This is a genomic window from Vibrio sp. SCSIO 43097, from assembly GCF_023650755.1.
Classification (GTDB): domain Bacteria; phylum Pseudomonadota; class Gammaproteobacteria; order Enterobacterales; family Vibrionaceae; genus Vibrio; species Vibrio alginolyticus.
This window is the reverse complement of the sequence record NZ_CP071840.1, coordinates 2,435,294-2,449,056: the sequence shown is the minus strand read 5'-3', so window position 1 is coordinate 2,449,056 and position 13,763 is coordinate 2,435,294. Positions and strand designations below refer to the sequence as shown.

Here is a 13,763-nt window from a genome sequence, read left to right as displayed (position 1 = left end):
TTTAATTCCTAAAAATTGGTTAATTTCTTTATTAAAATACAATAATTTGTTTTTTATTAGAATATATATCTGTAAATAATCTGTCTGCTGGTTAAGTTTTGCTCGCTTGCTATCACAGGATTTTGCAAAAGATCGCATACGACCTTGATTTGCTTTGGGTCTAAACTTAGAGTAGCCGTCAGTTACCATTTATCCTCACATACAACGAGGTTGATTTGTCACAGTTCCATCAAGCCGTAAAGAGAATTATCGAGCGAGTTCAGCAATCGGAAGGCAATCAAACACGTCTGGTCGAGCCCCTTAGCGAGAAACCTAATTTCTCATTTATTGATTGGCTTGATGCACAACCACTTTTCCCTAAGTTTTATTGGCAGTCCCGCGATACACGTGAAGAGGTCGTTGCACTAGGGCAATTGCACGCTTTTGTTGAGCCAGGTCCTGCTTATACCATTCTAGGTGAAGGGCAAAGAGTCTGGGGCGGGCGCTCTTTTGATGGACAGCATGAGAAGAATCGTCGCTGTATGCCTTCTTTTTTCTTTTTGCCTCAAATTGAGTTAATTCGTTTTGACCAACAGTGGTCTCTCGCAGTTAATATTTCAGAAGACAAAGCGCGAACTCTAGCTGGGTTGAATAAACTGGTTTGTGAGGTCGCAACCTTAGCTCCAATTTCGTCTCACATCCGCTCTATTGTTCATACGCCAAGTCAGCCTCAATGGAATGAGTTAGTTCATAAGGTTCTGACTGGTATAGAGAATGATGATTTTAAGAAAGTGGTTTTAGCGCGTCGCTCTACCGTGCAGCTTGATAACACATTAAGTGCTGCACAGCTACTTAAAGCAAGTTACTTAAATAACCATCATAGCTTCCATTTCATGCTGAGCTTAGACAGTAAGCACAGTTTTATGGGGTCTACGCCAGAACGTTTGTATTCTCGCGTAGGGCATGAGCTACATACCGAAGCGTTAGCAGGTACGATTGGTCGGGGAGACAATGCCACTCAAGATATGGAGTTGGCGAATTGGTTATCCCAAGACCAAAAGAACCTCAACGAAAACCAGTATGTGGTGGACGACATCATTGATCGTCTATCACCGCATTCTGAAATGGTTGAAGTGGAAGCTGAACCGAGTTTGGTCAGACTACGAAAAGTGCAGCACCTTAAGCGAAATATTCACGCTAGTCTAAGAGCGGGGATAAATGGTGTTCAGTTGTTATCGGCGCTTCAGCCAACAGCGGCGGTTGCTGGCTTACCCCGACAAGAGTCCATGCAGTTTATTCTTGATAATGAGCCCTTTGCACGCGGCTGGTACGCGGGGTCAATGGGTTACATAAGCCATGAACGAGCAGAGTTTTGTGTCGCAATCAGAAGCGCGCTTGTGCTCGGTGATCAAGTACAACTGTTTGCGGGCGCAGGTATTGTGCCTGGTTCTGTGGCAGAACATGAGTGGGCAGAACTTGATAAGAAAATGTCGACGTTACTTACGCTGATTTCTGATCATCCGCCATTGGGAGTCGCATCATGAGTCATGACCAAGCGGTGCTCAATCGAGTTTGGTCAGAAACCATATTGATTGAGCTTCAGCGATTTGGCGTTAAGCATGTTTGTATCGCTCCCGGATCTCGTTCTACTCCTTTAACTTTAGAAGCGGCAGAACAGTCCGACTTTTCCATTCATACTCATTTTGATGAGCGTGGACTGGGCTTTATGGCTCTTGGTTTAGCGAAAGCTACTCAGGAGCCAGTGGCAATTATCGTTACCTCTGGTACGGCAGTGGCGAACTTACTACCGTCGGTTGCCGAAGCCAAACTTACTGGTGAAAAGCTGGTGCTGCTGACAGCAGATCGTCCAGTAGAACTTGTCGGCTGTGGTGCAAACCAAGCGATAAATCAATTGGGTATTTTTTCACATCATGTTTCGGCCAGTTTGAATTTACCAAGCCCAAATTTAGCAACGTCGCTTAACTGGTTGCTGACCTCTGTTGACGAAGTGATGTTTACTCAGCAATTGCAGGGTAGTGCTGTTCATATTAATTGTGCATTTCCAGAGCCTTTGTATTCCAACGGCGCAAAAGCGGATTATCAAACCTACTTAGATTCGGTCGCCGGATGGCGAAAAGGAAGCGGCACTTATACTCAGCGTTTTAGCCATTTGTCACAGGCGAACATCCCGCCTTTTTCGGACAAAAAAGGCTTGGTTGTGATTGGCAGCTTACCGCTTGAACAAGCGAAGTCGGCGCAGGCATTTGCACAAAAGATGGGATGGCCAGTACTTGCAGACCCGCAAAGTGGTCTCAGTTCGGATTGGGCGTATTACGATGTATGGCTTCAACTTCCCGAGTTCGCAAACGAGCTTGAATCTTGTGAACTTATTATCCAATTTGGTAGCCGAATCATCTCCAAACGTTTGAACCAATGGATTGATAAACAAGTATCGAAAAATCAACAAAGTAAAGACGTTCAGTATTGGTATGTCTCACCTTGTATGGACCGGAATAACCAAAATCATCTGGCGCAAATGCACTGGGTTGAGCCTCCTAAAACGTGGGTTTCTCGCATTAGTTTTGAGAAGTCAATATTTGCTGGGTGGGCTGATAGGTTAGCGAATGACGTTAAGCGAGTTCATCAACGTATCGAAGAAGCCTTCCTATCTGATTCAGCGTCTGCCATTGACGAAATTGCGTTGGCAGCAGACATCAACGAGCGCACAAAGAACGTAGATGTTTTCTTGGGTAATAGCTTGTTTGTTCGGCTTGTTGATATGTACGGAAAATTGGATGGTGTAGAGGTTTTCACTAATCGAGGCGCGTCAGGGATTGACGGTTTGTTTGCTGCGGCATCAGGCGTGCAACGGGCAAGAGGTAATCCGTTACTGATGTATATCGGTGACACAGCAGCACTTTATGATCTCAATTCTCTGGCGCTATTTTCTCACAATAAACTGCCGGCGGTACTTGTTGTTACCAATAATGACGGCGGTGCGATTTTTGATATGTTGCCAGTACCACCAGAGCGCAGGACGACATATTATCAAATGCCTCATGGTTATCAGTTTGAACACGCGGCAAAGCAGTTTGGTTTGGCGTATTTGCATGTTTCTACACTGGAGCAATTCCAATCATCTGTAAAAGAGCATTTATGTCACGGCCAAGGAACGTTGCTGGTCGAGGTTCAAACCCCATCTAACCAAGCTGCTGAGACACTCAAGGCATTTAATAAGAGTCTGAATGCTTTACTTTGAACGTTTCCCTGTATTAGAAAAACACCAAAGTAGAACGTTGCCCACTTTGGTGTTTTTGCATGGCTTACTCGGTAGCGCTACCGATTGGTTCGCGTGTTTAAATGCATTACCCGAATATGAGCGTGTTACGGTTGACCTTCCTGGTCACGGACGCAGCCAATCTATTTTTTGCTGCGATTTAAATGATTGCTGCAAACTTCTTGGTTCCACACTATCTTTATTATTTCCCTCACAACAACCACTTATTTTGATTGGATACTCTATGGGCGGCCGCATTGCGATGCATGGTATTGCCCATCAATGCTTTCCAGATCTCAATATTGCAGGCGCGATTATTGAAGGGGGAAACTTCGGGCTTCAAACTGAGTCAGAGAAACAGGTGAGATTAGAGAATGATGCTCGCTGGGCAATGCGTTTCAAAACTGAACCACTTGAACGTGTTTTGAACGATTGGTACCAACAAGCGGTGTTTTCTTCACTAAACCATGAGCAAAGACAAACATTCATTGCGAAGCGAAGTGATAATCTTGGCTCAGCGGTGGCGAATATGTTGATGGCGACATCGTTAGCCAAACAGGCATATTTGTTGCCCTCACTGCAAAAGCAGAACATACCAGTGTATTACTTGTGCGGTGAGAAAGACCAAAAATTTAGCCAACTGGCACAACGTAGCGGGTTGGCGTATCGACAAGTTGAAGGCGCTGGTCATAACGTCCATCAAGAGCAGCCCAAACAGTTTGCGATACATACCAAGCAAATAATTCAGTCTCACTTTGGTGAGAGTAACGAGAACAATGGGAATCACCATGGCTAAAACAGTAGGCATTTCTGAAGAAGAACTTTACGCTCCGGTTCAATGGAAAGATTGCGGCGAGAAATACGAGGACATTCATTACCATAAGTCTGAAGATGGTATCGCGAAAATCACCATTGCGCGTCCTCAAGTGCGTAACGCGTTTCGTCCTCAAACGGTAAAAGAGATGATTGATGCGTTGGCAGATGCGCGTTACGACTCTGGTGTTGGCGTGATCATTCTGACAGGTCTAGGTGAAGACGCATTCTGTTCTGGCGGCGACCAGAAGATCCGTGGCGACTACGGCGGCTATAAAGACGACCAAGGCACACATCACCTCAACGTATTGGACTTCCAACGCGATATTCGTACTTGTCCAAAACCAGTGATCGCATCGGTAGCTGGTTGGGCTGTTGGCGGTGGTCATGTACTGCATATGATGTGTGATCTAACAATTGCAGCTGACAACGCTCAATTTGGTCAAACAGGCCCTAAAGTGGGTTCATTTGACGGCGGTTGGGGCGCATCTTATATGGCTCGTATCGTAGGCCAAAAGAAAGCTCGCGAAATTTGGTTCCTATGTCGTTTCTACAATGCTCAAGAAGCGGTAGACATGGACCTAGTAAACACAGTTGTACCACTAGCGGATCTAGAGAAAGAAACCGTTCGTTGGTGTCGTGAAGTACTACAGCACAGCCCAATGGCATTGCGCTGCCTGAAAGCTGCATTAAACGCAGATTGTGATGGTCAAGCGGGTCTGCAAGAGCTAGCGGGTAACGCAACGATGATGTTCTACATGACAGATGAAGGCCAAGAAGGTCGTAACGCCTTTAACGAGAAGCGTCGCCCAGACTTCGATAAATTCCCTCGCAACCCATAATCCGTCTAAATGAGGAGCGTGTTAGCTCCTCTGTTCCTTTTTTCCTGAGCGCCTCGCCCTCTGGGAGGCTGGTGGGATTGCTCGTCAGAGCGCTCAAATATACGGCATTACATAGGACTTGAATTATGCGTGAAGCGAAAATTTATCGTTATAGCTTGCCCATGGATAGTGGTGTCATCCTACGTGACAACAAGCTAACCGAACGTGTTGGTTATGTTGTTGCGCTTTCCGAAGATGGTAAAACAGGGCTTGGAGAAGTCGCTCCTCTTCCTGGTTTTAGCTTAGAGAGCGCCGAAGATGCGGGTGTTCAGCTACAAGAACAGGCGGAGCGTTGGGTTGCAGAGTTGGATGTGGATTATGCCAATATGTACCCGTCGGTTGCGTTTGGTTTATCGATGGCACAGCTTGAATTAGCTGGTGGCTTACCACAACAAGGTAAATACCAAACAGCGCCACTATGCACTGGCGACCCAGATGAGCTCATTCCAAAGCTGAACGAAATGGAAGGTGAGAAAGTCGCTAAGGTGAAAGTTGGACTTTATGAGCCAATTCGCGATGGCATGCTTGTGAACCTTTTTCTTGAATCAATCCCTCAATTAACGCTTCGACTTGATGCAAACCGCGGTTGGACACCAGAAAAAGCGCAGCAGTTTGCTAAATACATTACTCCGTCTTTGCGTCAGCGCATTACCTTTTTGGAAGAGCCGTGCCGCTCTCCTGGCGATAGTCTCTCTTTTGCGATTAATACTGGTATTGCTATCGCTTGGGATGAAACATTGCAAGATGCGGTTCGTCGTGAAGATTTCCGTCTTGAAGATCTAACTGGTGTGAAAACGATCATCATCAAACCCACACTCATTGGTTCAGTGGATTTTTGTATTACACTGATAAAGAAAGCGAAGTCACTAGGGATGAAAGCAGTGATTAGCTCGAGCATTGAATCCAGTCTCGGTTTAACTCAATTAGCGCGCTTTGCCCAATGGCAGCTGCCTGATGAAGTTCCAGGTTTGGATACGATTGGCTTATTCAAAGCTCAGCTAGAGCAGGGCTGGCCTAAGTGTGAACTTCCCGTTCTTCCTCTAAAAGACCAGGAGATTGTGTGGCATTCTGCGTAGACAATATTGCGAAGGCACCATGGAAATATTGGGCTCAAACGAGCCCTTTTTCTATTGCACTCAAGACATCAACAGAAGTATTAAACTGGCAACAACTCTCGAAGCGTATTGACCAATACACTCACTATTTGAATGACTTGGGTGTAACTCGGGGGGATGTGCTGACTTTGGTTGGCAAGAACCAAGTAGAAACACTGTTGTTTTATCTTGCCTCCAAACAGTTGGGTGCGCTCGCTGCGCTGACCATGGAACAACCACTAGATAAGTTGCAGGGTAAGCTTGCTACACTTTACAGGCCTGATCAAACTCGGTTTATCTGGTTTTCTCAGGAGTGCGCTTCGACCTTTTCTGAACATGATATACAAAAACTCAAGGCAACATTGCTTTCACCGCCTGTAGTATCACAGCAAGAGAGTGATTCGTTGACTGAAGATAGCTATCATCATGACCGGCTCGCTTCAGTAGTATTTACTTCTGGCTCTACAGGGGAGCCTAAAGCTGTGGTTCATACACATCGACAGCATCTTGCGTCTGCAGAGGGCTTGTTGCAGGAGTTCATTTTCACTCAGCAAGATGCTTGGCTGTTATCGCTTCCGCTGTATCACGTCTCTGGATTAGCGATTGTCTATCGTTGGCTATATGTCGGAGCAACACTAAAAGTCGGTTCAGGGAAACTTGTTGATGATGTTCAGGGCGTATCACACGCTTCTTTGGTTGCGACTCAGCTCAAACGGTTATTGGATGATGATGCACATTTGTCATTGACACATGTGCTACTGGGCGGCAGCCACGTTGATCACGAGTTGGCACTACGAGCAACAGGGCAAGGCATTGAGACATGGTTAGGTTATGGGATGACGGAGGCGGCCTCTACCGTTACCGCAAAGAGAATTGACAGCACCAGTAATGCTGGACATGTATTGAAGCACCGTAAGATAAAATTAGTTGACCAACGCATTTTTGTTGGCGGTAAGACATTAGCGGCAGGGTATTTCCATCAAGGACATGTTACCCCATTTCTGGATGAGAAAGGCTGGTTTGACAGCAAAGATCTTGGCGAGTGGCAAGGTGATGAATTAAAGATAATCGGCCGTGCCGACAATCAGTTTATCTCTGGTGGTGAGAATATCCATTGTGAAGAGATTGAAGCCGCTTTGAACCAAATTGATGGTGTAGTGCAGAGTATAGTGGTTCCAGTCGAAGACGCGGAGTTTGGTCATAGACCAGTAGCTGTGATTCAGACCAATGGATTGCGCAGCAAATCGGAGTATGACCAGCATTTGCAATCAAAATTAGAGAAGTTTAAATGGCCAGTGGAATACCACGTAATGCCACAAACTCTACTAGAAGGTGGGATCAAAATTTCGCGTAAGGCAGTGAAAGAGTGGCTGCTGTCATCACTTCAGCATTAGTCAATTTTGCTATGTATTAGTCATAAAGAGAATTTCGTATCCTTATAACTCTGAATCATAATTATGCTTCTTCGTGGAGAGAAAATGCATAAGGTTCAGGATGGCAAAGCTAGTTTTAATTGCGGCAGTAGCACTACAAATTGGTATCGCGATAAGTAGTGAAGGGCTAGCCCGCTCTCTTGCAGAGCTAACGGCATTTTTGATCGCTATTGCGTTGGTCGTTATATACAAAAATAGCAAACGGGAAATGCCGTCCCCTCAACGCGATAAGCAGACCACCAATATCTAAAACAGTAACCAACTTAGAGAAGTGGTCGAAATTAACACCCACAGAGTCACACCAAACAACAGCGGCTTAGCTCCAGCTGACTTTAGTTTTGAAATTGAAATGCTGCAACCTATCAAGAACAGACATACAACCAACGCTTGCTTTGCTCCAATGAAAATGCCGTGATAGACCATTTCAAATTGAGGAAAGAAGTCGCTAAACGCGATAGCTGCACAGTACCAAAAAATGAAATAAGGGATAGCTAGTTTTTTCTTTCCATTCTCTTTTTGGCCTCTTGAAAAGATGACGGCACTGATCAAAGCAACAGGAATGATCCATAAAGCGCGCGCGAGTTTCAATGTTGTTGCCGTCGTTAGTGCTTCTTCCCCATAGGCCGAGGCAGCCCCGACAACAGAAGATGTGTCATGAATGGCAATCGCAGCCCATGTGCCAAACGTGTGTTGATCTAGCCCTAAAGCATGTCCAATCACAGGAAACACAAAGAGTGCAATGGAGTTCAGGACAAACACTGTTGCCAGTGCTAATCCAATCTGCTCGTCTTTCGCTTTAATCGCCGGTGCCACAGCAGCAATTGCGCTACCACCACAAATTGCAGTACCTGATGAGATTAAGTAAGCGGTTACTCGCTCCAATTTAATTACCCTGGCAATGAGAGTGCCCATGATCAGTGTGCCTGTAATAGTGGCGATGATCAGGCCGATACCATCCGATGTGACTGTAAGTGCTTGCTCAAAGTTGATGCCAAAGCCTAAGCCAATAATCGAGTAAGACAGCAGCTTTTTAGTAAAAGAAGCGATGGGCAGCTCGGAAGGCACAAAACCAAAACTTGCGAGTAGAAAACCGATAACTAGAGCAATGGGAGAGGAGGCAAGAGGGGTTAGACAAAAAAGTAACGCCAATCCAAACAGGAGGTAGTTTCTATTCAAGGTTTTTATTCGCTGTTGTGAATGAAAGGGAGAGTATATCGCACTGGGTGTGGTCAGTTTGTCTTAATGATTTGAACACATGTTCAGTTATCCTAAACATGTGTTCAAGTGTATTTATCGCCAGTCGCCTCTAAGTTGATGCACTTTATCGAACATTGTTTTTGCCGTTGCCTCGTTTGGTGGCACCGGTTGTCCTGCCTCTATTTCTAGCTTTGACCAAAATCGAGTCGGTAAGCCACAGCATGCGCGACCTTTTGCGCGGCTGAAATAGCTTCCCCATAAGCCTTTAAGTGCAACAGGTATGACAGGTACTGGACTACGACGTAGGATTATATCAATACCGCGCATGAATTCATTCATTTCACCATCTGAAGTTAATCTTCCTTCAGGGAAAATACAGACGATATGACCTTCGCTTAGCGCAGCTTCCACATCGTTAAATGCACGTCTGATAGAGCTTCTGTTACTCGCTGAAATTGGAATTACCCCAGTTCGACGTAAAAAGCGCCTTAATGGAGGTAGGTTGGCGTAATCTTCCTCCATCACAAAACGAATCAACCTTGGGCATACGGCACTAAGTAGCAATGCATCCATGTAGCTTACATGATTACATACAATCAATGCCCCACCATGCTCGGGTAGGTTGTGTAGATTCTTATGCTTAACTCGATAGATGGTGTGCGTAAGCATCCACATGACAAAGCGAACTACAAAAATAGGAATTTGCAAAAAGATGTAAGCGGCGACTAAGAAATTTAAAATGGCTAACAATGCAAACAGCTGAGGAATTGTCATCTTGATTACACTTAGGCACACAATACCCAAGACAGCGCTGCCGACCATAAACAGAGAGTTAAAGATGTTGAGCCCTGCGATGACTTGAGCACGTTCGGTTTCCTTTGCTCGATGCTGCATTAATGCGTAAAGAGGCACGATAAACAAACCGCCCGAAGCGCCAATCATCAATAGGTAGAAAAATAATGGCCAAAAAGGCTCATATCTAAAGAAGTCTACAAAGTTATGGAAAATAGGTAGATCATTGGGAATGGAAGTGGCCATTAGGTACCCAAATACCGTAATGCCAAAGGCACCAATTGGCACAATACCGACTTCGATACGATGGTTTGAGATCCAATTGCAAAGTAGCGACCCTAGCGCGATACCAATGGAAAATAGAGCGAGCAAGAAAGACACCGCACTCTCGGTGCCATTTAGGTAAATCTTAGTGAAATTCGGGAATTGTGTTAGATATGCGGCGCCTAAAAACCAAAACCAGCTTATTGCCATTATGCATTGAAAAACAACTCGATCGGATTTGGCGATAGAGAGCGTGTGTTTGGTTTGCTTATATGGTTGCCAACGAAAAGAGAGATTGGGCGCGCTGGCTGCAGCAAAGGGGATTGAGCGGCTCGACAAGTAGCCTAACAATGCGAAGATCACGACACAAAATGCGGCGAGGTATTTTGCGTTGTCTGCAGAGGCTATAATCCCAGCGCCTAAGGTGCCAATAAGGATGGCGATAAAGGTACCAGCTTCAACAAGAGCGTTGCCGGGCACTAATTCTTTAGCATTTAACTTTTGAGGCAAAAGGGCATATTTAACTGGGCCAAAAAATGCTGACTGTGTGCCCATTAAAAACAGTAGCAATAAAAGCACACCATAACTTTCGGTTATGAATCCGATGGCACCTAACAGCATGATGGCTATTTCAAATAGTTTGACCTTACGAATAAACCATGACTTTTCATATTTGTCGGCTAATACGCCAGCGGAAGCAGAGAACAGAAAGAACGGTAGAATGAACAAGCCTGCCGCAAGGTTGATGAACAAATTGCTCGAAATAGGCAGTGCACTGGAGCCAGCGAATGCGACAAACAACAGCAAAACGTTTTTAAAAATATTGTCGTTAAAAGCGCCAAGAAATTGAGTAATGAAATAGGGCAGGAATTTTCTCTGCGTAAGTAAGGACGGCTGTCTGTCGGATGACATGTATAATCCTTTGTTACCAGTTCGTGAGGTAGTTGGAAAGAAGATTACTGATCAACTCTTTGCCATCAATCGGTTCACTAGAGAAAAACTTATCATCAACACTGAGTAAAGTAATGCCATGTACGCCAGACCAAAGGACTCGACTCGCTTGAATCACTTCGGATTCAGTACGATGTGGTGCGATTTGAGCCAATAGTGACTCTAGCATTCCCGTCATACCATCGATACGTTTGGCATGCCATTCCGGAAGTTCTGCTCCATTCATGTTGTGTTCGAACACTAACTGCCAACGGTATGGGTGTTTTTGAGCAAAATCGTGGTAGCAATAAGCGAGTTCAAAAAGCGCTTGATGGGAGTCTTTGCTGTCATTAGTCGCTTTGCGTGCTTCTTGAGATAACTCATCTAAAGTTTGAGCGACAACATGAAGCAACAACAAATTATAATTACCAAAAACATTTACCAATGTGCTTGGCACGTAACCAATCATGTTAGCGATTTTACGAAGACTGAGTTCGTGGTAAGAATTCTCATCTAAAAAGTTTTTGACCGTTGTTAACGTCAAATTCACTAACTCTTCTCGGGTGTGATCGTTTCTGCGCGCCATACTCTCAAACTACTTTATTGAACATCGTTCAATATGATAGTCAGCTACCTATTAACCGTCAACAAGGCAATGTGTCCAAGTGCCCTCAAGGTGTAGGATTCTGAGCTGTGTCACTGATTCTAATTCAAGTAAAACAATCTGGAGTATTAGTGAACTTATTCCATACTTTTTTTACATTGATCAAGCGCCTTCAGCTGAATTGTAAGCAGTGTGAGCAGTCTGCATTTTTGGCAATATTCTGATACATGTCAGCTTCTATAAGCTATTTTCATCAATCGGTATACAGAGTATGATGACTTAAAAATCATCTTTGGCGTGCTACTGTTTGAAACAACGATTGTTTCGTCTTGAAAATGGGGCACTATCTTAGATAGCTAACTTTAAGGATAACGATGAAACGTTTATTTTCTATTGTTGCTTTATTGATGTTTACTGTTGCTGTAACGCCTATCGCGGAAGCGAAGAAGTTTGGTGGCAGTAAGTCTTTCGGTAAGAGCTACAAAACCGCACCAGCACCGAAACAACAGCAACAAAACACCAATACGGTCGGCAAAGATCAGACGACAAAGTCTTCAAGTAAGAAAGGCCTTATGGGTGGTCTGCTAGGCGGACTTCTGGCTGGTGGTCTACTTGCTGCATTCTTTGGCGGTGCTTTTGAAGGTATCCAGTTTATGGATATCCTAATTATTGGTTTGATTGCCTTTGTCATCTTTAAACTAATGCGCGGTATGCTAGGTGCGAAGCAGGGCAGTATGAACCAGCATCGTCAACAGCCTGCATTTGGTGGCAACGCATCTAAGTTTAAGCAACCAAACATGCAAAACTTTGAGCAACAACCAAACACAAATAATGGTGGCTTTGGTGGTTTTGGCGCTCAAACAGACGTACCACATAACTACCCACCGGGTTTTGACCAAGCAGCGTTCATTAATGGTTCTCGTGAACACTATCGAATCCTGCAAGGTGCGTGGAATCACAACCAGCTAGAAACTATTGAAGAATATGTTTCTCCAAGCTTGTTTGAAGACCTAAAAGCAGAGCGCGCGAAGCTCGACGGTGAGCAGCATACTGACGTAATGTACGTTGATGCGGAGATCGTCCGTGCTGATTACGATGCAAATAAAGCACAGCTTAGTCTGCAGTTTAGCGGTCGTTACCGTGACACAGTAGAAGGTGTTGAAGAAGAAATCGAAGATATCTGGCACCTAGAGCGTGACTTGACTGCGCCTAATGCGCCATGGTTAATCGTTGGTATTCAAGGCTAGTCACCTTTAAACCAATTTAGTCACTAGTAAAAATCCCGCATCCCCTGCGGGATTTTTTGTATCTATCATTTATATTTCTTGTACGTGTTTTTATACAAACATCACTAATTGAGTCCGTTTGGTAATTTTGCGAACCCACTTTTTCTAGTAAGTCCTCAAGTGTTTTCCTAGTTATATTGAACATTCATATTAAGGCCATACGAACTAACAAAATCAAAATAGCTAGTACATTGTTTGTAGGGTAAAGATCTGCTCCTCAGCCTTTTGTTTGTGGAGCTTCACATGGGGTTGGTTGCTTTAGTGAGATTGAGTATAGGTTATACCAATCGTAGTAAATAACTGGTCATTCTAGCTTGTTAAAATACTCGATAACTGCGTTGCAATTTTTGATTGCAGAATAACTACTTATCGAAAAATTGCGCCTTGTTCTCAAGCATTTTCCCTACGCTATTTCTGATCACTTATTTACTGTGATAGGTATTAAATCGAGCAGAGTTTCGGTGAGGAGTGAAAGGTTCGTGGTAGTAGGACTATGCTATCAAGATCCTGAAACGAAAAAAGCCAACTCAATGAGCTGGCTTCTTCAATATGGTGGAGGGGGACGGATTCGAACCATCGAAGGCAGTGCCGGCAGATTTACAGTCTGCTCCCTTTGGCCACTCGGGAACCCCTCCAGGGTGTTTTATACTTAAAAGTTAGTTTCCCAACCTAGCTTTCAAGTTGTTCTCACGTTTAAAGGAAAAACATAAGAAAGAATATGGTGGAGGGGGACGGATTCGAACCATCGAAGGCAGTGCCGGCAGATTTACAGTCTGCTCCCTTTGGCCACTCGGGAACCCCTCCAGGGTATTTTTATACTTAAAAGTTAGTTTCCCAACCTAGCTTCCAAGTTGTTCTCATGTTTAAAGGAAAAACATAAGAAAGAATATGGTGGAGGGGGACGGATTCGAACCATCGAAGGCAGTGCCGGCAGATTTACAGTCTGCTCCCTTTGGCCACTCGGGAACCCCTCCAGGGTGTTTTATACTTAAAAGTTAGTTTCCCAACCTAGCTTCCAAGTTGTTCTCATGTTTAAAGGAAAAACATAAGAAAGAATATGGTGGAGGGGGACGGATTCGAACCATCGAAGGCAGTGCCGGCAGATTTACAGTCTGCTCCCTTTGGCCACTCGGGAACCCCTCCAGGGTGTTTTATACTTAAAAGTTAGTTTCCCAACCTAGCTTTCAAGTTGTTCTCACGTTTAAAGGAAAAA

At 44.6% G+C, this 13,763-nt stretch carries 11 protein-coding genes and 4 tRNA genes; 8 read left to right on the top strand and 7 right to left on the bottom strand.

Annotation, left to right across the window (positions count from 1 at the left end; all coding sequences use genetic code 11):
* Nucleotides 1-215: 215 nt before the first annotated feature.
* From J4N40_RS11860 to J4N40_RS11830, 7 genes are all read left to right on the top strand, one after another.
* Entirely contained in the window at nucleotides 216-1,523 is a 1,308-nt protein-coding gene (locus tag J4N40_RS11860) for an isochorismate synthase (protein WP_171344887.1), read from the top strand.
* On the top strand, nucleotides 1,520-3,238 hold the full coding sequence (gene menD, locus J4N40_RS11855; RefSeq protein WP_171346069.1) for a 2-succinyl-5-enolpyruvyl-6-hydroxy-3-cyclohexene-1-carboxylic-acid synthase: 1,719 nt from the start codon (nucleotides 1,520-1,522) through the stop codon (nucleotides 3,236-3,238). Before J4N40_RS11860 ends, menD begins: the two co-directional genes overlap by 4 nt.
* On the top strand, nucleotides 3,225-4,052 hold the full coding sequence (gene menH, locus J4N40_RS11850; protein ID WP_170893736.1) for a 2-succinyl-6-hydroxy-2,4-cyclohexadiene-1-carboxylate synthase: 828 nt from the start codon (nucleotides 3,225-3,227) through the stop codon (nucleotides 4,050-4,052). The genes menD and menH overlap by 14 nt, the downstream gene beginning before the upstream one ends.
* Nucleotides 4,045-4,911: a 1,4-dihydroxy-2-naphthoyl-CoA synthase gene (gene menB, locus J4N40_RS11845; RefSeq protein WP_171346070.1), complete on the top strand. Its 867-nt coding sequence runs from the start codon at nucleotides 4,045-4,047 to the stop codon at nucleotides 4,909-4,911. Before menH ends, menB begins: the two co-directional genes overlap by 8 nt.
* A gap of 125 nt (nucleotides 4,912-5,036) precedes the next feature.
* A complete protein-coding gene (gene menC, locus J4N40_RS11840; protein WP_149191942.1) occupies nucleotides 5,037-6,026 on the top strand; it encodes an o-succinylbenzoate synthase in 990 nt (329 codons plus the stop codon).
* Nucleotides 6,011-7,438 (top strand): o-succinylbenzoate--CoA ligase, encoded by a 1,428-nt coding sequence (gene menE / locus J4N40_RS11835; RefSeq protein WP_171346072.1) that lies wholly within the window; start codon nucleotides 6,011-6,013, stop codon nucleotides 7,436-7,438. The genes menC and menE overlap by 16 nt, the downstream gene beginning before the upstream one ends.
* Before the next feature lie 100 nt (nucleotides 7,439-7,538).
* A complete protein-coding gene (locus tag J4N40_RS11830; protein ID WP_005382314.1) occupies nucleotides 7,539-7,727 on the top strand; it encodes a hypothetical protein in 189 nt (62 codons plus the stop codon).
* On the opposite strand, the gene J4N40_RS11825 is transcribed toward J4N40_RS11830, so the two are convergent.
* The 3 genes from J4N40_RS11825 to J4N40_RS11815 all read right to left on the bottom strand — a co-directional run bounded on the left by J4N40_RS11825 (nucleotide 7,724) and on the right by J4N40_RS11815 (nucleotide 11,246).
* Complete coding sequence (locus J4N40_RS11825; protein WP_115385833.1) at nucleotides 7,724-8,653, bottom strand: YeiH family protein; 930 nt, start codon at nucleotides 8,651-8,653, stop codon at nucleotides 7,724-7,726. The genes J4N40_RS11830 and J4N40_RS11825 overlap by 4 nt on opposite strands.
* Before the next feature lie 114 nt (nucleotides 8,654-8,767).
* Nucleotides 8,768-10,642 carry an MFS transporter gene (locus tag J4N40_RS11820; RefSeq protein WP_171346073.1) on the bottom strand — a complete coding sequence of 625 codons (1,875 nt, stop codon included), beginning with the start codon at nucleotides 10,640-10,642 and terminating at the stop codon, nucleotides 8,768-8,770.
* 13 nt (nucleotides 10,643-10,655) lie between these two features.
* Nucleotides 10,656-11,246 (bottom strand): TetR/AcrR family transcriptional regulator, encoded by a 591-nt coding sequence (locus tag J4N40_RS11815; protein ID WP_005382308.1) that lies wholly within the window; start codon nucleotides 11,244-11,246, stop codon nucleotides 10,656-10,658.
* Nucleotides 11,247-11,638: 392 nt separating this feature from the next.
* Between J4N40_RS11815 and J4N40_RS11810 the strand changes: the two genes are divergently transcribed.
* The gene (locus J4N40_RS11810; protein ID WP_250654255.1) at nucleotides 11,639-12,511 is read left to right on the top strand and encodes a Tim44 domain-containing protein; all 873 of its coding nucleotides are present in this window, start codon (nucleotides 11,639-11,641) and stop codon (nucleotides 12,509-12,511) included.
* A 589-nt stretch (nucleotides 12,512-13,100) separates the two neighbouring features.
* On the opposite strand, the gene J4N40_RS11805 is transcribed toward J4N40_RS11810, so the two are convergent.
* The 4 genes from J4N40_RS11805 to J4N40_RS11790 all read right to left on the bottom strand — a co-directional run bounded on the left by J4N40_RS11805 (nucleotide 13,101) and on the right by J4N40_RS11790 (nucleotide 13,693).
* Nucleotides 13,101-13,185, bottom strand: a tRNA-Tyr gene (locus J4N40_RS11805).
* An 84-nt stretch (nucleotides 13,186-13,269) separates the two neighbouring features.
* A tRNA-Tyr gene (locus J4N40_RS11800) sits at nucleotides 13,270-13,354 on the bottom strand.
* 85 nt (nucleotides 13,355-13,439) lie between these two features.
* Nucleotides 13,440-13,524 (bottom strand) — tRNA-Tyr (locus J4N40_RS11795).
* 84 nt (nucleotides 13,525-13,608) lie between these two features.
* Nucleotides 13,609-13,693, bottom strand: a tRNA-Tyr gene (locus tag J4N40_RS11790).
* Between the last annotated feature and the right edge of the window lie 70 nt (nucleotides 13,694-13,763).

Bases quoted from the DNA above. Each gene is read 5' to 3' on its own strand.
- menC (WP_149191942.1), top strand. From the start codon at position 5,037: ATGCGTGAAGCGAAAATTTATCGTTATAGCTTGCCCATGGATAGTGGT.
- menH (WP_170893736.1), top strand. From the start codon at position 3,225: ATGCTTTACTTTGAACGTTTCCCTGTATTAGAAAAACACCAAAGTAGA.
- menD (WP_171346069.1), top strand. From the start codon at position 1,520: ATGAGTCATGACCAAGCGGTGCTCAATCGAGTTTGGTCAGAAACCATA.
- J4N40_RS11820 (WP_171346073.1), bottom strand. From the start codon at position 10,642: ATGTCATCCGACAGACAGCCGTCCTTACTTACGCAGAGAAAATTCCTG.
- J4N40_RS11810 (WP_250654255.1), top strand. From the start codon at position 11,639: ATGAAACGTTTATTTTCTATTGTTGCTTTATTGATGTTTACTGTTGCT.
- J4N40_RS11815 (WP_005382308.1), bottom strand. From the start codon at position 11,246: ATGGCGCGCAGAAACGATCACACCCGAGAAGAGTTAGTGAATTTGACG.
- J4N40_RS11830 (WP_005382314.1), top strand. From the start codon at position 7,539: ATGGCAAAGCTAGTTTTAATTGCGGCAGTAGCACTACAAATTGGTATC.
- menB (WP_171346070.1), top strand. From the start codon at position 4,045: ATGGCTAAAACAGTAGGCATTTCTGAAGAAGAACTTTACGCTCCGGTT.